15 protein-coding genes and 2 pseudogenes are annotated in these 18,190 nt (G+C 54.7%); 8 read left to right on the top strand and 9 right to left on the bottom strand.

Annotation, left to right across the window (positions count from 1 at the left end; genetic code table 11):
* A pseudogene (locus tag A936_RS23535) lies at positions 1–222 on the top strand (hypothetical protein); the annotation flags it as partial.
* A gap of 277 nt (positions 223–499) precedes the next feature.
* Here the strand turns inward: A936_RS23535 and A936_RS24110 are convergent.
* Both A936_RS24110 and A936_RS24115 read right to left on the bottom strand, forming a co-directional pair.
* The gene (locus tag A936_RS24110) at positions 500–592 is read right to left on the bottom strand and encodes a SymE family type I addiction module toxin (RefSeq protein ID WP_008460576.1); all 93 of its coding nucleotides are present in this window, start codon (positions 590–592) and stop codon (positions 500–502) included.
* A gap of 119 nt (positions 593–711) precedes the next feature.
* Positions 712–948, bottom strand: coding sequence for a hypothetical protein (locus A936_RS24115; RefSeq protein WP_237717596.1), 237 nt, complete (start codon positions 946–948; stop codon positions 712–714).
* Positions 949–1,034: 86 nt separating this feature from the next.
* On the opposite strand from A936_RS24115, the gene A936_RS18850 reads away from it, so the two are divergent.
* Positions 1,035–1,265 carry a hypothetical protein gene (locus A936_RS18850; protein ID WP_008460578.1) on the top strand — a complete coding sequence of 77 codons (231 nt, stop codon included), beginning with the start codon at positions 1,035–1,037 and terminating at the stop codon, positions 1,263–1,265.
* Positions 1,266–1,343: 78 nt separating this feature from the next.
* On the opposite strand, the gene eptB is transcribed toward A936_RS18850, so the two are convergent.
* The 3 genes from eptB to A936_RS18865 form a co-directional block, all read right to left on the bottom strand.
* Positions 1,344–3,026 carry a kdo(2)-lipid A phosphoethanolamine 7''-transferase gene (gene eptB, locus A936_RS18855; RefSeq protein ID WP_008460580.1) on the bottom strand — a complete coding sequence of 561 codons (1,683 nt, stop codon included), beginning with the start codon at positions 3,024–3,026 and terminating at the stop codon, positions 1,344–1,346.
* A 191-nt stretch (positions 3,027–3,217) separates the two neighbouring features.
* Positions 3,218–4,894, bottom strand: a complete 1,677-nt coding sequence (locus A936_RS18860; protein ID WP_008460581.1) for an LTA synthase family protein — start codon at positions 4,892–4,894, stop codon at positions 3,218–3,220.
* A gap of 272 nt (positions 4,895–5,166) precedes the next feature.
* Positions 5,167–6,375, bottom strand: a complete 1,209-nt coding sequence (locus A936_RS18865) for an L-lactate MFS transporter (protein WP_008460583.1) — start codon at positions 6,373–6,375, stop codon at positions 5,167–5,169.
* A gap of 359 nt (positions 6,376–6,734) precedes the next feature.
* On the opposite strand from A936_RS18865, the gene tag reads away from it, so the two are divergent.
* Both tag and A936_RS18875 read left to right on the top strand, forming a co-directional pair.
* Positions 6,735–7,298 carry a DNA-3-methyladenine glycosylase I gene (tag, locus tag A936_RS18870; protein ID WP_008460585.1) on the top strand — a complete coding sequence of 188 codons (564 nt, stop codon included), beginning with the start codon at positions 6,735–6,737 and terminating at the stop codon, positions 7,296–7,298.
* Entirely contained in the window at positions 7,295–7,756 is a 462-nt protein-coding gene (locus tag A936_RS18875; RefSeq protein ID WP_008460587.1) for an N-acetyltransferase, read from the top strand. Before tag ends, A936_RS18875 begins: the two co-directional genes overlap by 4 nt.
* On the opposite strand, the gene A936_RS18880 is transcribed toward A936_RS18875, so the two are convergent.
* Positions 7,704–10,034, bottom strand: a complete 2,331-nt coding sequence (locus A936_RS18880; protein ID WP_034809957.1) for a molybdopterin guanine dinucleotide-containing S/N-oxide reductase — start codon at positions 10,032–10,034, stop codon at positions 7,704–7,706. The two genes, A936_RS18875 and A936_RS18880, sit on opposite strands and share 53 nt — an antisense overlap.
* A gap of 154 nt (positions 10,035–10,188) precedes the next feature.
* Here A936_RS18880 and A936_RS18885 point away from each other — a divergent pair, with 154 nt between their 5' ends.
* A complete protein-coding gene (locus A936_RS18885; protein WP_008460592.1) occupies positions 10,189–10,851 on the top strand; it encodes an OmpA family lipoprotein in 663 nt (220 codons plus the stop codon).
* A gap of 171 nt (positions 10,852–11,022) precedes the next feature.
* Here A936_RS18885 and bcsG read toward each other — a convergent pair whose 3' ends face one another.
* From bcsG to bcsE, 3 genes are read right to left on the bottom strand one after another with little or no spacing between them, the layout of a single operon-like run.
* Positions 11,023–12,705, bottom strand: a complete 1,683-nt coding sequence (gene bcsG, locus A936_RS18890; protein WP_008460594.1) for a cellulose biosynthesis protein BcsG — start codon at positions 12,703–12,705, stop codon at positions 11,023–11,025.
* Positions 12,698–12,892: a cellulose biosynthesis protein BcsF gene (bcsF, locus tag A936_RS18895; protein WP_008460596.1), complete on the bottom strand. Its 195-nt coding sequence runs from the start codon at positions 12,890–12,892 to the stop codon at positions 12,698–12,700. Before bcsF ends, bcsG begins: the two co-directional genes overlap by 8 nt.
* Positions 12,889–14,451, bottom strand: coding sequence for a cellulose biosynthesis protein BcsE (gene bcsE, locus A936_RS18900; protein WP_034809960.1), 1,563 nt, complete (start codon positions 14,449–14,451; stop codon positions 12,889–12,891). Before bcsE ends, bcsF begins: the two co-directional genes overlap by 4 nt.
* 173 nt (positions 14,452–14,624) lie before the next feature.
* Here bcsE and bcsR point away from each other — a divergent pair, with 173 nt between their 5' ends.
* The 3 genes and pseudogenes from bcsR (at position 14,625) to bcsA (ending at position 18,155) form a co-directional block, all read left to right on the top strand.
* The gene (gene bcsR, locus A936_RS18905) at positions 14,625–14,810 is read left to right on the top strand and encodes a cellulose biosynthesis protein BcsR (RefSeq protein WP_008460599.1); all 186 of its coding nucleotides are present in this window, start codon (positions 14,625–14,627) and stop codon (positions 14,808–14,810) included.
* 12 nt (positions 14,811–14,822) lie between these two features.
* The gene (gene bcsQ, locus A936_RS18910) at positions 14,823–15,557 is read left to right on the top strand and encodes a cellulose biosynthesis protein BcsQ (RefSeq protein WP_008460600.1); all 735 of its coding nucleotides are present in this window, start codon (positions 14,823–14,825) and stop codon (positions 15,555–15,557) included.
* Positions 15,554–18,155 (top strand): annotated as a pseudogene (gene bcsA / locus A936_RS18915) (UDP-forming cellulose synthase catalytic subunit). The gene bcsQ and the pseudogene bcsA overlap by 4 nt, the downstream one beginning before the upstream one ends.
* The last annotated feature ends 35 nt before the right edge of the window (positions 18,156–18,190 follow it).

Consider the following 18,190-nt stretch of genomic DNA (forward strand, 5'->3'; position numbering starts at 1 on the left):
GCTTCAGTAATGTTTGGCGGTATTACAGTCGGTAAGGGATATAATCCTACGGTGACATGGAACGCAACCAGTGGTTATTACCAGGCTGAAATTAGTGGTGATGATCCGTTACCATCTATAGTCGGTAATATGGGTGATTCTGCTGCATCAAAACTATTACCGAAATATTTAGAAAAAAATCTGAGGCAAATAAATGATGAAAAGCCTCGTCGTGTTAGCTAAGGTTTTCTTACTAATTGAGCTTGCTATTTGCTCCATTGTCACGGTTTTTTTCCTTTTTTTTGAAGGATTAACTTATCTATCTGAAGGTACTTCTTATTTTTATAACTTATGGAAAGGATTGAGAGGCGCTACTTTTGGATCTATCCCAGCAAGTATTATCCTATGGTTTTTTTACTATGAAGTGCCTGCGCTAAAAAGTAAGTAAGATCTTATCTAGCAATAAATCCCAACCCTCCACGGTTGGGTTCTTTACTTTATACACCAGTCAGTTAGCTCTTTACCGCTTCGGTTTGCCGATCACCTCGATAAGCTTAGTGACCTGCTTTTGCTTGCGGGCGGAGGACTTACAGACCTTCTTCAGCGTCTGCATGTTCTCCGGCTCAGGCTGGGGCGGCTCTCTCCGGTTCAGGCGGCGGAGCCGGAAATGGCTCCCAGGCAGTCAGTATCAGGCAACCGGGCACCACCCGCACCTCGAGCAGCGCCCCTGTCTCAAAATTCGCCTAATCCCTGAACAGCCAGAAACTGGACGGCAAAAACGAAAGCCACGGCATTTCGGTTAACGCCAGCGCCAACAAGGGCAAAGGCAACGAGAAAGGCACCGGTACCTCGCATACCGAGACGACGCTGAACGCCGGGAATACCCTCAGCAGCGTCAGCGGGCGGGAGCTCAAGTCTGGGCGGTAGCTCGCTGTCGCTGAACATGTCGCGGGATAAAAGGCAAAGCACGTATCTCAGCCGTTTTCTTCGCCGCGTTAAGTGCATGCTCTTTTCAGGCCGCAGCGGAAGATTATAGCCGCGTCGATTGCAATCAGGTGGAAGTCATAAAGGCGCTAATTGAAGCTTATAACGACGTGTTGGACTCCAATAACGCTGGGGTAAAAGTGATTGATGCTTACGACCAGGTTACGGTCAAAGCCTGTAAGGATAAGCTCGAGTGCACCGGGACCTACGATTTCTCTGACGGCGATTCTGGTAAAGTAAAATACAGAACCTACCTGAACAGCATGGGCGAGCCGATTGAGGAGTTTGTGCCTGTAGAATAATAACCATGAATGCACCCGCAGGTGCTTTCAGGCAGAAAATAAAGCTCATAACCTTCAGAGGTTTTGAGCTTTTTTTATTCAGTTCGCCGCTTTATCCGGCACGTGGCACCAGTTGTTATTCTCGTTTATGCCGCCGTTAGGCGAGGTGTAGCCCAGGCAACCGAGGATGGTGTCGAACAACTCAACGTGGCGATGCGGCACCTTCATGGCTGCCTGCTCTTGCAGATGTTTAAAGGCGTCGGCAGCCGTTGGATTGGCCAGGTATTTATCCGAGGCCCAAACCAGCAGCGGGACGCGGAATTGTTCCGGTGGTGCCATTTTACGCGGCGTGCCGTGCAGGTGCATGGAGTCGCTGATGGATTCGCCGTGGTCGGCGGCGTAGAAGACTATCGCCTTCTTATCGCGAAGCTGGTCGAGCACGCTGTCTATCATCGTATCGACATACAGGACCGAATTATCAAAGGCGTTAATCAGCATCTCCTTTGAACAGCCTTTGCCAATATCAATGCATTCTGGCGTCCATTTCGCAAAGCTGCGCGGGTAGCGCTGGGCATAGGAGAAGTGGGAACCTTTGGTATGCAGAATGATCAGATGTTTGCCGTCAGGATTCTGCTCGAGAGATTGCTTCATCTCATCAACCAGCAGCATGTCGTCCACGGTTTTACCGCGATTGCGGGGCTCGGCGGCGATTTGTTCGCGGAAGGCAAGGGTGTCCGGCATGGCGTTTTTGTAGAACCAAATTTCGCTCTGCATGGCATAAAGGTCGGCGCTAAACCCCAGCTGTTTTAAGACCGCGAAGATGTTTTGCTCTTTCAGCGTACGCTGAGGGTTATCTTCTGCCCCACCTTCGCGGACGAACATGCAGCGCAGCGAGAGCTTGGTGGCGGTGTCGCAGGACTCCCCGCGGAAAGCGACCAGGTTTTTCTCTTTGGCGAGGTTTGGCGTGGTGTCACGGCCATAGCCCAATATTCCCATATGATCCCAGCGCGTGGTTTCGCCAATAATAAACACCACATAAGCGTCGTGCAGCCCGGGCGGCGTGACGTAGGTGAACTTTTTCGTCGGGTTCATCAGCGAACCGTTGCCGGTGGATTCGTCGGCATTCGCCCAGGCAAAAAGCCCCAGGGAAGAGACCCAGTTGACCGGCACATAGGAGCTGGCCACCACGCCGCCGTAGCTTGCCATATCCGTCGTTGACCCATGCTCATCGTCGGACTGCATTTCACCCAGCATACGCAACGGGGCCCAGACCAGCATGCCCGCACAAAGCAGGATAGCGATGTTTTTGATGCGCTGGCCGGGGGTTTTCAACTGCTGAAGCAGCGTGTCCTGGGCGCTGTTGAACCAGATAAGGAACAGCGGGATAGCGCTGACCAGCGTCATCCAGATGGCAAAGTGGTAGCCGACAACTTCTTTAGAAAGATCGATATCGGTGGTCATCACCGAGGCAATAATGCCGTAGCCAATCACCACGTTGAAGAAGGTCATGTAGTAGCTGGCGGCCACGGAACACAGCACCACGAAGGAGGCCAGCACCCGCCAGAGATTGCGGCCAAAGAGCGACAGCAGGCGTAACAGGAAAAACGTCACCAGCAGGCAGGCGAAAAACTCTGCCGCGGCGGCCAGGCCCTTCCAGGCGATGAAGAGCTGGGCACGGCTATCAAAACGTTGGTAGAAAACAGAGATATTCAAAAACCAGCCAATGTATACCCCCAGCAAGAGACACAGTTTTTGCTGGGATAATGTTTTTATGTAATTCATGCAGGGCATCCAGGCGATATAAAATATAAGCGCTATTCAGACCGTGGAGTCGCCAGCTAGTTCTGAAAAGCTTGTGAAACGAAGAGGATTCCTGGTAAGAGGGCAAAATTCGAAGGAAATGGCCGGTTTTTAACAAAAAAAGACCCCAGTTTTAGGCCGGGGTCTTTTTGCCGTCTGCTTAGCGAAGAGAATCAGGGCTTCGAGGCCGCATGCAGTTCATCGTAGACATAATGCCTGTAGCTATTAAACAGCGTTGTGTCCGGGCAATCATTCAGCCTGCCCTGGCACAAATGGCGCATGTCTATATTGGCCTGATAGAACGGCGACACTTTTAGCTGGGCCTGTTCGAGCAACATCCCCCCAAGGAAAGCGATGTCGGTGATGGCGCCCAGGTCAGCCACCGGCGGGGCATTAAAATTATCCCGCAGGCTGAATTGTGAAAGATGGACCGGATCATCCTGTTCCGTGGTGTAGCCATTGGCCCAGTCTATGGCTGGCTGGTGGTCGCCAAAGTACATAAACATGGTCGGACGCGGGCGTTGGTCAACAAACTGGAAGAAGTCAGCCAGCGCGGTTTCTGAGTTTTTAATCTTCTCAACGTAATGGCTGAATTTCCCGGCGGCATCCTTGTTCTTCATCGCCGACGTGAGCTGGTAATCATCGGCATGCCCTGCGTCATAAGGGCCGTGTTCATACATCGTTAAGGCATAAACAAACACGGGTTTATCGGTGTGGCTGGCAAGGAGCTTTTTAACATAGCTCAGGACATCTGCGGTGGGAATGTGCCACAGGTTATCTGCCAAATCACCCGGGTAGCCCAACTCCTGCGGCTGGATAATTTTATCCACGCCCATCATGGTGTAGGCGTGACCGGCGTTATAGGCCGATTTGTTGAATGGCGTCAGAACTACGGTGTAATAACCGTTGTCTTTCATCTGCTTAAACAGGCTGTCGTTGACGTGATCAACCGCGGAATAAAACACCGAATTTTTCAACGCCCCGAAATCATCGCTGCGCATTCCGGTTAAGGCTGCGAACTCAGACAGCCAGGTGCCGCCCCCGAAGGTTTGCACGCGCATCAGCGTGTGGGCTTTCACCTTACTGTCCTGCTCAAACATAGAGAAGTGCGGCAGTAATTGAGGATCAGGCACTTTATACAGGCGCGGATCCACCGTTGATTCCTGCAGCAGCAGAACGATATCAGGCTTCACGCTGGCTGAGGCGGTTGTCTTGTTATTCAGCGCCGCCGCGCGGGAAATAAATTCCTGAGACGTTGCCTGAGGGAACGTTGGCGCGTCATAGCTGGCCTGGATGCCTGACAGCGCCAGGTTTGACAGCACGCCGGTTCCGCCAGGCAGTTTGGTGGCCCAGTCGTGCTGATTCTTCAGTACGCTGTGGCTAAGCGTCGACGCCGAGCCCAGCATCACGCCGAGGGCAATCAGCGGGGCGAGCATTCCTTTCCGCCGCGGTACGGCGCGCCAGCTGATAATAATCGTCAGGATAAGCAGCGCTATCATTGTCGCAACGGCGATACCGGCGGAAGGATAATGCAGCAGCGTGCCCGCATTGGCCGGATCGGCCATCAGGTAAAAATCGCTAAACAGCAGCTGGTCTTTGTAATAGTGGACCTTAAGCTGGTTACAAAATTGCAGCAGGATCACCAGCAGGCTGCTGGTCCCGACGGCAAAAATGACTCTGGCGGAGAGTAAATAAAACAGTCCGCAGGTAAAAATGAAGGCACTTGCCGCGATAACAAGGGGATAGATATCACGCGGTGAGTTACCCGCAATGATGATCAGGGCTGCAATAAGAAGCAATGTGACATAAAGATATGTCCAGAGCGATTTTCGGCTGGTTTTTTGTACCATGATGCTCGTTTCTCTGTGGGACTGTTCTGGATAGCAAATGTTGTCTTAGGAGAGACATCCCTCTGCTGGCCTGACGCGTGAAAAGAGGATAAGGCGGTTAGAAGGGGATTTATCCTGGCCGGGATAATACAGCTTGTGGTGAAAAAGTCTCCCCAAAGACGGTTATTTCATTGCTGTGGTTGTGTTTTTGTTTGAAGAGGGCAAGCGAGGCGGGGATGAATTGCGTTAAGGCCGCCCTATTCGGCGGCCTTAATATGGGTGTGACGAGGCTATCAGGCGTGGGCGTGCTTGTGATTGAGTACGGCGCGTACCGGCTGGCGAATCGTGGTGGAAATTGCCAGCGACAGAATCAACAGCGCGAAGATAACGCAGAAGGTCACGTAGAAGCCGCCGAACAGCGAGGCGATGATGGAGCCGCAGATACTGCCGATGCCGAAGCCCAGGTAAATCACGCCGTAGTTTTTGGTCAGATTGTTCAGGCCAAAGAATTCGCTGACCAGCGAAGGGTAAACGGTGATGGTGCCGCCAAAGTTAAAGGCAACGCAGGCGATGGCCGCAAAGAAGGTGGCTTCGTTGAGTGGGGCAAACAGCAGGGCAGCCATACCGACCAGAGAAATCACCTGGCCAATAGTTATCACGCGGATACGGGCAATTTTATCGGACAGGATACCGAGCACCAGGCGGCCGCTAAGGTTAGCAATGGAGATAACGGTGACCGCGTTGGCGGCGGACATTGCATCCAGGTGAACCATGCCCTGAGCGATATCTTTTGCAACGCCGATAACGTACAGGCCGCTCATGCAGGCGGTGAGGAACATCAGAGCCAGCATCCAGTATTGTGGCTGGCGCATAGATTCAGCGAGAGTGAAATCGGTTTTTGCCGCGCCGTTTGCGGATTTAGTTTCCTGCAGCGGAGCATCTTTCATCATGGTGGCGCCGAACAGCACCATCACCATTGCCAGGCCACCCCAAATCATAAAGGTGTTTTCCAGGCCGTAGGCCGCCAGCAGGTGGGTATCAATGTATTTAAAACCGAGGCTACCGAGGCCATAGGCGCCGATGGAGAAGGCAGAAATCAGGCCTTTACGTTCCGGGAACCACTTCACGCAGTTCGACAGCGTCAGCAGGTAGCCAGCGCCGTCCGCCAGGCCAACCAGCACACCCGCCGTGAGCCAGAGCATCATCAGGTTGTTGGCATGTGCGGTGAAGAACAATCCGGCTCCGAGCAGCACACCCGCCGCCATGGTGACTTTACGCACGCCAAAGCGGTCCTGCAGTTTGCCCGCCACGGAAGAAGAGATGGCGAGGCCAAGGCTCAGCAGGCCGAAGGAGAAGGCGACCTGGCTGATTGGCGCGTCCAGTTTCTGGGACAGCGCGCTGTTGAACAGGCTCCAGGTATAAACGGAACCCAGCGCGAACTGAGTAATGATGGTTCCGATGAGGGTTAACCAGCGAGTACGGTTGTAGGTGGCAGCGTTCATGGCAGATGTCCTGCGAATCTAAGGGAAGTTATCTGCCGCCTACGATAGCGAAGCGCCGTTTATTCCAGGAAAAAACGGCATGAAATGCATGAAGAACGGAATGAAGTGCCTCTGAAACGGTATGAACGGCCTTCTCGTTGCACTTTATGTTTTGTTGGTTAGTGCTCGCTATCGTTGTGATGTCCGTGTTTGCTGTATATCAAATGTTAAATCATAAATGAGATATAGTTAACACTTTGCAAAATTACCGGTGTTAGGTGCCCTTTCTTTGATCTCATTCAGGGTTGCGAAATATCCCGGATTCACTATTGTCAGAAAGTAAAATTTACCCGCGCTCGGCAGGTTACAGGGAGAGCTAAATGGAACGTTGTGGCTGGGTCACTCAGGATCCGCTGTATCTGGAGTATCACGACACAGAGTGGGGCGTGCCGGTTACCGACGGGCAGAAGCTCTTTGAGATGATTTGCCTGGAAGGCCAGCAGGCCGGGCTGTCGTGGATCACCGTGTTGAAAAAACGCGAAAATTACCGACAGCGTTTCAGGCATTTTGACCCCTATGCCGTGGCGTTGATTCAGCCGGAAGAGGTGGATGTGCTGATGCAGGATGCCGGCATTATTCGCCACCGAGGGAAAATCGAGGCGATTATCACCAACGCCAAAGCTTTCCTCGCGATGGAAGCTAACGGCGAGAGCTTCCCGGATTTTGTCTGGGGATTTGTCGACCATACACCTCAGGTGTCGCATGCCGCTTCACTCCGCGAGGTCCCGGCCTTTACACCGACGTCAGATGCGCTGTCTAAAGCGCTAAAAAAACGTGGGTTTAAGTTTGTGGGGTCGACAATTTGCTATTCGTTTATGCAAGCCTGCGGCCTGGTCAATGACCATGTGACGGCCTGCTTCTGCCACCCTGATGTTCGCCAATGATCCAGCTGTTTAACATTGGGGAAATGGATGCGCTCATGGCGCTCTGGCTGGAAAGTACTATCGACGGCCATCCGTTTATCCCGGAAAGCTACTGGTACGAAAGCCTCAACCTGGTACGCAATGTCTATATTCCTCAGTCAAAAACGTGGGTTTATCTGCACCAGCAGCAGACGGTGGGGTTTATCAGCGTGATGGATCGGCAGTTTATCGGCGCGCTGTTCGTGGCACCTTCTTTTGCCGGGCAGGGGATCGGCGGCGAATTGCTGGCGAAGGTGAAGGCGGAATACCCGGCCTTAAGTCTCGAGGTGTATCAAAAAAATCGCCGGGCGGTGCATTTCTACCACCGCCACGGCTTTCATATCGAAGAGAGCGCCTGGCAGGAAGAAACGCAGCACCCGACGTGGATTATGAACTGGCAGGCGGATCAAACGCCGTCACGACAGGAGCAGGACCAGTAAATTTCTCCGCCCAGACGAGGGAGTTATTTGCCGCGCAGCCGTTGGCCAGCCGCGAAGACGGAATATCCATGGTGAGGACGTTAACCGCGCCGTTTTTACACAGCCGGTCTTCATCCAGGTCGGGCCATGCGCCCTGGTGGATACACACCACGCCGGGCCTGATGCCATCGGTTACCTGAGCGCCAACCAGCACCTGCCCGCGAGCGTTCCATACCCGCACTAAATCTCCGTGAGCGATGCCGCGCGCTTTAGCGTCAATCGGGTGCAGCGTAATAGGCTCTCGCCCGGCGATGGCGTACTGGTCGCGCAGTCCGGCATAGTTCAGCTGGCTGTGCAGGCGGTGAGCCGGATGGGATGAAAGTAGCTGTAGCTGGCCGGAGGCAGCATTGCCCTGCCATTCGTCTGGTGGCAGCCAGCTTGGGTGCGGCGGGCAGTCGGCATAGCCAAAGCTGGCGATGCGCTCAGAGTAGATCTCAATTTTACCGCTCGGCGTTTTGAGTGGGTTTGCCTCAGGATCGTCCCGAAAAGCGGCAAAGCGAATAAATTCGGCATTTTTCGCATTTTCTGGCATTTCTATCAGTTGGTTAGCTGCCCAGAACTCATTGAAGTCCGGGAGCTCGATCTGCTGCGTGGCGCCACGCTGACGGGCGATATCATAGAAAGACGCCAGCCATTCAAGCTCATTTTTCCCTTCGCTGAACCGTGCTTCACCGCCGGATTCCCATCGTTCGCTTAGCTCTGCAAAAATATCAAAGTCATTTCTCGCTTCTCCCTGCGGGGCGACGACCTGTTTCATGGGGACCAGATGCTGATTGCTGTAATCACCGGTCATCGTCATGTCGTTCCGCTCGAACGAAGTGGTCACCGGCAGAACGATATCGGCGTGTTTTGCCGCTGCGGTCCAGAAGCATTCGGAGATAACGATCAGCTCAGGCTTTTGCCAGGCTGCGGTCAGGCGGTTGGTGTCCTGATGATGGGTGAAGTTACTGCCGCCGGCCCACCACAGCATACGAATGTCCGGGAAGGTGTGCCGTTGCCCGTTGTGCTGGTAATCCTTGCCGGGGTTTTCCAGCGCCTCGACGATGCGCGCCACGGGGATTTTCTCCACGGCATCGGTGCCGCCTTTAAGAGAGCCCTGCAGGGAACCGAGAACCGCTGCGCTGCGGGTCGGGTTGCCGCCGTTGGCGAAGTGGTAGGAAAGGCCAAAGCCGCCGCCCGGGGCGCCAATCTGGCCCAGCATGGCGGCCAGCGTGACCAGCATCCAGTGTTTCTGTTCGCCGTATTGCTGGCGCTGCATACCCCAGCCCGCCATCAGCATGGTGCGCTTGCGGCTGAAAAGATCGGCCAGATTTTCGATGGTTACCGCGGGGATACCGCAGATCTCAGCCGCCCAGGCCGCACTTTTGGGCGTCCCGTCAGCGTTGCCGAGCAGATAAGCTTCAAATTTGTCGTAGCCATAGGTGCAGCGGGCGAGGAAAGCGGTATCGTGCCTGCCGCGAATGACCAGCGTGTGGGCAATGCCGAGCATCAGCGCTACGTCGGTGCCCATATGCGGGGCGATCCATTCGGCTCGTTCCCCGAAGAAATCCACCGTTTCAGAGCGCATCGGGTCGATGGCGACGATCGTTTTGCCGCTGTTTTTTAGCTGTTCGAAGAACTTCACGCCCTGTTCGTCGCTGGCATTCCAGGCAATCTTCAGCGTGTTGAGCGGGTTCGCGCTCCACAGCACCACGACTTCGCTGTTCTCAAGCAGCAGCGGCCAGCTGGTCTGTTGCTGGTAAACCTCGTTAGAGCCCACCACGTAGGGCATGATCACCTGCGCAGCACCGGTGGAGTAGTCGCCGGAATGCCCGGTATAGCCGCCCGCGAGGCTCATGTAGCGCTGAAGCAGCGTGGAGGCTTTGTGCAGCACGCCGTTGGATCGCCAGCCGTAGGAACCTGAGAAAATGGCCGCCGGGCCGTGGCTCTCGCGAATGCGCTTGTGCTGCTGGTGAATCAACGTCAGGGCATCATCCCAACTGATGCGGACATAGTCATCTTTACCGCGAACTCCCTGAGGCTTATCCGGGGAGGCCAGAAACCCTTTCCGGGCCATAGGAAACGCCACGCGAGCTTTGCTGTGAACCTGGTCGGGCACGGCACTTTGTAGCGAGTTTTGATGACCGGTTTCAAGCGCGCCGCGAGAGTGGTAAACCCGTTGCCCGTCGGTTTCGACCAGCATGGGGCCCCAATGTGCGGCGGTGAGGATCTGTTTACGTGCAGGCGATGTATAGGCCAATTTGGGCTCCGCGATGGCAGGTGCTGGGCTGTACGCCCGCGTATTTATGTTAACTATTCAGAATTCTTACCGGAATTTTCTACACGATTTGCCGTCATAATCAATCGCCGGGCGCATATCCGGCAAAGGATGAATAAGGATAGAAGGAAATAAGATGAAAAAACGCGTCATGATTATTGCCGCCGTCGTGTGTGGCACCTTAGCGGTTTCCGGCTGCACCACCAATCCGTACACCGGCGAAAGCGAGGCCGGAAAATCTGGCATAGGCGCCGGGATTGGCTCGCTGGTTGGGGCGGGCGTGGGGGCACTTTCGTCATCGAAGAAAGATCGCGGCAAGGGCGCGCTGATTGGCGCCGCGGCTGGTGCCGCCCTCGGAGGCGGCGCCGGTTACTACATGGATGTGCAGGAAGCTAAGCTGCGCGACAAAATGCGCGGAACCGGCGTGAGCGTGACCCGCAGCGGCGATAACATCGTGCTGAATATGCCGAACAATGTCACCTTCGACAGCAGCAGCGCCACCCTGAAACCGGCGGGTGCCAATACCCTGACCGGCGTGGCGATGGTGCTGAAAGAGTACCCAAAAACGGCGGTTAACGTGGTCGGTTATACCGACAGCAGCGGCAGTAACGAGCTGAATATGCGCCTGTCACAGCAGCGTGCAGACGGCGTAGGAAGCGCGTTGATTACCCAGGGCGTTGAGGCCAGCCGTATTCGCACCACTGGCGCAGGCCCTGTGAACCCGATCGCCAGCAACAGCACCGCGGATGGTAAAGCTCAGAATCGCCGCGTAGAAATTACCCTGAGTCCTTTGGGCTAACGTAATGTCCGGCAGTGGGCTCAGCAGCATCTCGATATGACGTCTTTTTCTTTCAGGAATCCATCTCGCTGAAGATTTAGACTTATTGCAGTTGTTGCACAGTATTTTCGATTTTCGCCATAAAAAAACCGGCGCACCAGGCACCGGTTTTTGGTCGTCTAAACACAAACGTTATTGCGGATACGGTACCCAGTCACCCCCGCTCAGGCGGACATAAGGCTTATCCTGATACTTCAGTACCACTGCCGTTGAGTTTTCCGAAACCGGGGCAGTTTGTGGCAGATTGCTGGTGAGCGCGCTCCAGTCCACCTGGTCGGCAACAAAGTTTTTGCCGTCCACCGAGCGGGAAACCAGTTCTGAAATCGCCAGATAGCTGCTTGGCTGGTTGATTTCAATGGCATCGCCGCTGTGCGGTGCTTTCATGCCGATGAATTTCACGCCTGCCGGCACGTGGGTGATGTCAGGACTCGGGATGTCACGCAGCCCGGAAACCTGCATTTTATCGCCTTTCAACGCCGCGCCGTGCTCCGGCACAATCACCACCATGACTTTGCGGTTCGACTTCTCAAGCTCGGTCAGGAAAGAATCCAGCTCATCGAACAGCTTCTGCGCCCGCGCCTTATAGTCGGCTGTTTTGCTGTTGCCAGGGTAATGGTTACCGTCGTGCAGCGGCACCAGGTTGTAGAAGGTGGCCGTGCGCGGGTTCGCGCCGTCATTTTGCTCACCCTGCAGCCAGCGCTGCAGAACGGCGGTGTCGTCGTAGATTGGCGAATTATCAAATGCCAGCAGATTGCTCGGCAGCCCGCTTTGATCCATCAGTGGGACCTGAATCCCGCCGTTTTCCCGCACTTCTTTCAGGAAGTTACCGAATACCCCGTTGTGGTCCATCATCAGTTGCTGCTTGAAGCCGAGACGGGCCAGGTCATCAAACAGATAGCATTGATTGCCGGCGGGTTCATAAAGCCCTTTGTGAGACGACTGCCCGCAGCTCGCGCGGAGCAGGCGGATAGCCGCCGGGCCGCTGTAGGAGGTCGCCGAGTTGAAGTTCTTGAACAGAATATCGAAGTGTTTCCACAGCGGGTGCGAGCTGAGGCCTACCGCCTCGATGTCGGACCATGAGAGGGAACAAATATTGATGATCAGCAGCTCAAAAGGCTGTGCGCCAGCGGGCAGTGCGTCCGGGAATTTGGTCTGCCGTTTGGCTTCGCTGGCGTAGAAGTTGTTCAGCCAGGCGGTAATATTGTCGCTTGTCGGTGGGGCCGTTTGTGCCGGAATATCACCGGAAGAAGGTGCTGCAGTATTGGCGGCGGCCGTTGACCCGGCGGTACCGCTGGTGCTAACGGAGGCCGTTGTTTGTGAGGCGGAGGGCAGTAAAGAGATAGCCGGGCCGGCCACTGTCAACACGTTGAGCCAGACCAGGATAGCCACGACAAACACCGTGACGCGCAGCCACTGGGAGACAAAAAGCCAGGCAACCAGCAGCACAAACGCCGCGCCGATCATTTGCCAGTTAATAAAGCGGGTTACCAGGTCGAGAAGATAGTCTGCACTGAAGCCAACGACCTGGCTCCCCTGGCTCATCATGCTGTCGAGGCCGGGCAGCCAGGTATCGTGCCAGAAAAGGCCGATCCCCACGGGAAGGGCTATCCAGTTACGCAGTTTGTGCAGCTTCAGCGGCGGCAGCGGGAATAACAAAAAGGCAAGAAAGACCAGGTTCGCCAGCGGGTGAAAATTCAGGTAACCGGTCCATAGCAAACCGAACTTCAACAGGAAGTAGTAGTTCCAGCCACCCAGACCACGCCAGTACTGCAGAAAATGAGCCGGCGATTTTGCCGTTTGAGAGTGATTAGTCATGTTGATGGTCTGCCCTGGCGGAAGGTCGGCGTAGCGTCCCGGCCGGTTTAACGTAGCGTGGTTTTAAAAACATCAGCCGCACCGCGGCGGTAAAGCGGGGAAGCCAGCGATGAGCGGTATAGCCCAGCGGAAAAAAAACTATCGCGCAAAGCACGACGAGCTGAATGATGTCTGTGATGTTCATCATTGTGTCTGTTCCCTCGGGGTGTCATCCAGCAGCGTCACAGGCGTGGGCTGCCTGCGCCAGCTATGCCCTTCGTGGCTGGCATGGCGAACGCTGTTCAGGTCGAGCGTGGCGGCCAGCGGTTTTACCCATTTCTCCGGGCGCATGGCCTGCATTTGGAGTATTTCGGCGGCGATTTGGCTGTCTTCAAACCACACCATGCGGTTGGTGAAAAGGTCGTTCACCGGCAGCGGGAAAATATGGTTCAACGCGGTATCGAGATCGTTAATACGGCAGAAGGAGAGGAACAGCATCAGCCGGTTTTCTCCGATGGTCACGATATCGCCCATGCGGTTTGGACGGCATAACGTCAGCGCCTGCTCAACGCGCAGGCCCGGCACCGGGCGCAGTGCGACCATCACGCCTTTGCCATCCTCCGGCAGCAGGGCGTTGTTCATCAGCGTCCCGATACCGTTGCAGAAAACGTCCCATTTCTGATAACCGCGCAGTTTTAGCGGCTGCATCTGGTCGATGAGCACGGTAATGTCTTCCGGGACATGGCGAGTGAATTTCACACCCTGCACGCTTTCGATCATCGTCAGGCAGCGTGAAAGCGGGGCGTTCCACGGAATAATTAGCGTTGCCCCGCAGCCCAGCAGAAGTCGTTCATCGGTGGCTCGCAGGCTGGCCTGGTTTTCCCGCACGATCAGTTTCAGCGCGCTGCCGCGCTGGCGGCGGAGGGCGTGAATCTGGCGGGCGATACTGTTGATTTGGCTATTCTGGGTGAGCGAGAAAATAATTGTGGCGGCCTGTGCAGTTCGCGCGGCGTCAAACAGTTGCTCATTGTTTTCGAAGAGCTGCCAGTTTTCCGACAGGGCAGGAGCACCTTCCAGAACAGCAATGTGGCTGAGGACGCTTTTTTCATCGCTGCGCGGCTGAGGCGCGCTTTCGGCATCCTCTACAACCTGCCATGCCCCGTTTTGCCAGTGGACGTTGAGCTGCTGATCGGCAGTAACGCCTTTTTCATTACACCAAAAGGCGATGTCATAGCGATGGATATCGCTTTGCGCCCGCAGGCTGGCAAGCCCGGAAAGACTGCGATGCTCGCTGACTAATAATGAGAATTGTTTATCATTGTTATTTCCAACATTAACAAAAAGCAGACTGCACTTATTGCGTTTAGTCCATTTTCCCATTACGGCGAGCCAATGACGTAAATCCTCTGGGGAAATATTTTCCCAGACGTTATCTGAGCTTAAAAGTATAAAAAAGTAGTGCTCAGGATTAATACTGCACATGAGATCGCGGCGCAGCGCGTTGAGCCCATTGATGGATGAGGGCATGGTAAAAAGGCGTACTTTTTCTGGCCCTTTAGTCGGATCGAGCTTTATGGCTTGCCCAGACTTTGCTGACATCGAAATGACGGCAACCTTTGCCGTCGATTGTTGGGAAACAACTGTTTGATTAACAATACTTATTGCATCATCCTGACTTTCTACGTTCAGCCACCAGACGCCGCCTGCGGGCATGTGGTTCAATTCGTTCCACAACGAACGGAAGCCAAGCGAAAATATGGGTTCCATGGCGTCCCCTGGAGATAAATTAGTATGTATGTCAGTTTACTAGCGTAAGCTGAGAAAGAAACCTACCATTGAAAATAAACAGCATCAGTTTTAGCATTGTAAAACATTTTTCGTTTTCCTGGCATTTGCCGTTATCACTGCTGACGAAACCTGACCAAGAGATGACAACTAAAATGCAAGATGAAGAGACTGGCAATGCTCAGGAAAACAAGCTTGTTTATGCCTTCCAAAATGATTTTCTGGCGCTGAGTAAAACATTTTCACTGCCCGAAATAGATTACACCGATATATCGCAGCAGGAACAACTGGCGGCGGCAATTAAACGTTGGCCGCTGCTGGCTGAATTAACGCAACAATAGGGAGTAGGCCTGATGGCTGTCATTGGGTTGCAAGGGCTGCGTGGTGGCGTAGGGACGACGTCTATTACCGCGGCGCTTGGTTGGTCGTTGCAGCAACTTGGGGAATCGGTGCTGGTGGTGGATATCTCGCCAGATAACCTGCTGCGTCTGTTTTATAATATTGATTTCGCAGAGCCAAAGGGCTGGGCGCGGGCCATGCTGGATAACGAAGACTGGCGCAAATGTGCATGGCGCTATACCAGCCATCTCGACGTGCTGCCGTTTGGCCAGCTCAGCCCCGCTGAGCATGAAACGTTCGACACGGTGGAAAAAGCCCTTGGCAACTTCAGCCATTTTCTTGCCGACCTGAAAGCGAGTCAGCGATACCAGTGGATATTACTGGACTTGCCCCACGGCTTTAACGCCCTGACCCGCCAGATTTTAGCGCAAACCGACAGCGTGGTGACGGTGGTTAAACCGGACACCAACTGCCATATTCGTTTGCACCAGCAGGCTTTGCCTCAAGGGGCGCATATTCTGGTGAACTATCTGCAGGTGGCCAGTCAGCTGCAGGATGATATCTACCAAATTTGGCTGCAAAGCCAGCGCACGATGATCCCCATTATTCTTCACCGGGATGAGGCGATGGCCGAAAGTGCGGCGGTAAAACAGCCTCTGGGCGAATACCGTCCGGATTCATTGATTGCCGAGGAAATCATGACGCTCGCCAACTGGTGCCTGTTGAACCTTGCAGGGAAGAAGGTATGAGTCATCTGGCCTCCTGGCTGTTACTCCCCGCTGCCAGCCAGCGGCTGGGTGAGCGTTATCGTACTTTTCGCCGCAACGGTGCCCCGATGTTCAGTGCGACGCTGGGCTGCATCGTCTTGATTCTTGCCTGGGTTTTTCTGCCGCTTGAAGGCCCCCGCTGGCAGCGCATACGCGCCGGGCATGACCAGTTCTACCCGCATATCAATCCAGACAGGCCGCGCCCGCTGGACGTGGTGCGTTACGGTATCCAAAGCCTGTGGCTGTTGCTCCGCGTCAGTAAGCAAGCCGGGCGCCCGCGGGTACGCTCTTTTGGCCGGATGCAGGCCTGGCGTGAAAGCTGGCACGGCTGGCTTGATAAACTGCCGGAAAACATTAGCAACCGGACGCAGCATCTAGATGAAAAGAAAGAATTAAGCCATATCAACCACACAACCCGGCGGATCATTCTGGGCGTGATTGTTGTGTTTTCGGCCATTCTTGCCCTGCTTTGTATTACCCAGCCGTTTAACCCGCTGTCACAGTTTATTTTCCTGATGCTGTTGTGGGGCGTGGCCCTGATCGTTCGGCGTTTACCGGGGCGTTTCTCTGCCTTGATGCTGATTGTGCTGTCGCTCACCGTTTCCTGCCGCTACATCTGGTGGCGCTACACTTCGACCCTGAACTGGAACGATCCGCTCAGCCTCGTCTTCGGTCTGGGGCTGCTGTTTGCCGAGACCTACGCCTGGCTGGTGCTGGTAATGGGGTATTTCCAGGTGGTGTGGCCGCTTAACCGCCAGCCGGTGCCGATGCCAAAAGACATAAGCACCTGGCCGGTGGTGGATATTTTTGTGCCGACCTACAACGAAGAGTTACACGTCGTGAAGGGGACAATTTATGCCTCACTGGGCATTGACTGGCCGAAGGACAAGCTGAATATCTGGATTCTGGATGACGGCGGGCGCGACGAGTTTAAGCAGTTTGCCGATATGGTCGGGGTTAACTATATCGCCCGTCCGACGCACGAGCACGCAAAGGCGGGGAACATCAACAACGCGCTGAAGCACGCGAAGGGTGATTTTGTCGCTATCTTCGACTGCGACCACGTGCCCACACGCTCCTTCCTGCAGCTAACCATGGGCTGGTTCTTCAAAGAACAATCGCTGGCGATGATGCAGACTCCGCACCATTTCTTCTCGCCCGATCCGTTCGAGCGCAACCTGGGGCGTTTCCGTAAAACGCCTAACGAAGGGACGCTGTTCTACGGCCTGGTGCAGGACGGGAACGATATGTGGGATGCCACGTTCTTCTGCGGCTCTTGCGCGGTGATTCGCCGTGGCCCGTTGGATGAAATTGGCGGTATTGCCCGTGACCGAAGATGCCCACACATCGCTGCGTTTGCACCGCAGGGGCTATACCTCGGCTTACCTGCGTATTCCGCAGGCTGCGGGGCTGGCAACGGAAAGTCTTTCCGCGCACATTGGGCAGCGTATTCGCTGGGCGCGAGGGATGACGCAGATATTCCGTCTCGATAACCCGTTCTTCGGCAAGGGGCTGAAGTTTGCCCAGCGGCTCTGTTATGCCAACGCCATGTTCCATTTCCTGTCGGGGATCCCGCGGCTTATCTTCCTGACGGCACCGCTGGCGTTCCTGTTGTTACACGCCTATATCATTTACGCCCCGGCCATCATGATTGCGCTGTTTGTTTTGCCGCACATGATCCACGCCAGCCTGACCAACTCCAAAATCCAGGGTAAATATCGCCACTCTTTCTGGAGTGAAATTTACGAAACTGTGCTGGCCTGGTACATCGCTCAGCCTACGCTGGTGGCCTTGTTTAATCCGCACAAAGGGAAGTTCAACGTGACCGCAAAGGGCGGGCTGGTTGAAAACGAATATGTGGATTGGGTCATCACGCGTCCGTACCTGATTTTAGTCCTGATTAACCTGCTGGGCGTTGCCTTTGGGGCATGGCGCTTCTTCTACGGCCCGGAAAACGAAGCGCTAACGGTGGTGGTGAGTCTGCTGTGGGTGTTCTACAACTTGATAATACTGGGCGGCGCGGTGGCCGTTTCCGTGGAAAGTAAGCAGGTCCGGCGAGCGCACCGTGTTGAAATCGCCATGCCGGCCGCGCTGGCGCGTGAAGATGGTCACCTCTTCCCGTGCACCGTGCATGACTACTCAGACGGCGGGGTAGGGATCAAGATTCATGGCCCGACTCAGGTGCTGGAAGGGCAGAAAGTGAACCTGCTGTTGAAGCGTGGGGCACAGGAGTTCTTCTTCCCGGCTCAGGTGATGCGTGTCTTTGGCGATGAAGTCGGCCTGCAGCTGGCGCAGATGACCACCAAACAGCATATCGATTTTATTCAGTGTACTTTTGCCCGCGCCGATACATGGGCGCTGTGGCAGGACAGTTTCCCTGAGGATAAGCCGCTGGAAAGTCTGGTGGATATTCTCAAGCTTGGCTTCCGGGGTTACCGGCACCTTGCGGAGTTCGCTCCACCGTCATTGAAGTTTGTTTTCCACGCGATCACCACGCTGGTGGACTGGATTGTGTCGTTTATTCCGCACAGCCCGACGGCCAAACCAGCAAAACGGCGGGCTTTGTCTGCCCTGGCTTAACGAAATTGCTCACCAAAAGGGAAAAAGCGTGGTTT

This window comes from Enterobacter sp. Ag1, assembly GCA_000277545.1.
Lineage (GTDB): Bacteria > Pseudomonadota > Gammaproteobacteria > Enterobacterales > Enterobacteriaceae > Cedecea.

Bases quoted from the DNA above. Each gene is read 5' to 3' on its own strand.
- A936_RS24110 (WP_008460576.1), bottom strand. From the start codon at position 592: ATGCAGACGCTGAAGAAGGTCTGTAAGTCCTCCGCCCGCAAGCAAAAG.
- eptB (WP_008460580.1), bottom strand. From the start codon at position 3,026: ATGAATTACATAAAAACATTATCCCAGCAAAAACTGTGTCTCTTGCTG.
- A936_RS18860 (WP_008460581.1), bottom strand. From the start codon at position 4,894: ATGGTACAAAAAACCAGCCGAAAATCGCTCTGGACATATCTTTATGTC.
- A936_RS18865 (WP_008460583.1), bottom strand. From the start codon at position 6,375: ATGAACGCTGCCACCTACAACCGTACTCGCTGGTTAACCCTCATCGGA.
- tag (WP_008460585.1), top strand. From the start codon at position 6,735: ATGGAACGTTGTGGCTGGGTCACTCAGGATCCGCTGTATCTGGAGTAT.
- A936_RS18875 (WP_008460587.1), top strand. From the start codon at position 7,295: ATGATCCAGCTGTTTAACATTGGGGAAATGGATGCGCTCATGGCGCTC.
- A936_RS18885 (WP_008460592.1), top strand. From the start codon at position 10,189: ATGAAAAAACGCGTCATGATTATTGCCGCCGTCGTGTGTGGCACCTTA.
- bcsG (WP_008460594.1), bottom strand. From the start codon at position 12,705: ATGACTAATCACTCTCAAACGGCAAAATCGCCGGCTCATTTTCTGCAG.
- bcsF (WP_008460596.1), bottom strand. From the start codon at position 12,892: ATGATGAACATCACAGACATCATTCAGCTCGTCGTGCTTTGCGCGATA.
- bcsE (WP_034809960.1), bottom strand. From the start codon at position 14,451: ATGGAACCCATATTTTCGCTTGGCTTCCGTTCGTTGTGGAACGAATTG.
- bcsR (WP_008460599.1), top strand. From the start codon at position 14,625: ATGCAAGATGAAGAGACTGGCAATGCTCAGGAAAACAAGCTTGTTTAT.
- bcsQ (WP_008460600.1), top strand. From the start codon at position 14,823: ATGGCTGTCATTGGGTTGCAAGGGCTGCGTGGTGGCGTAGGGACGACG.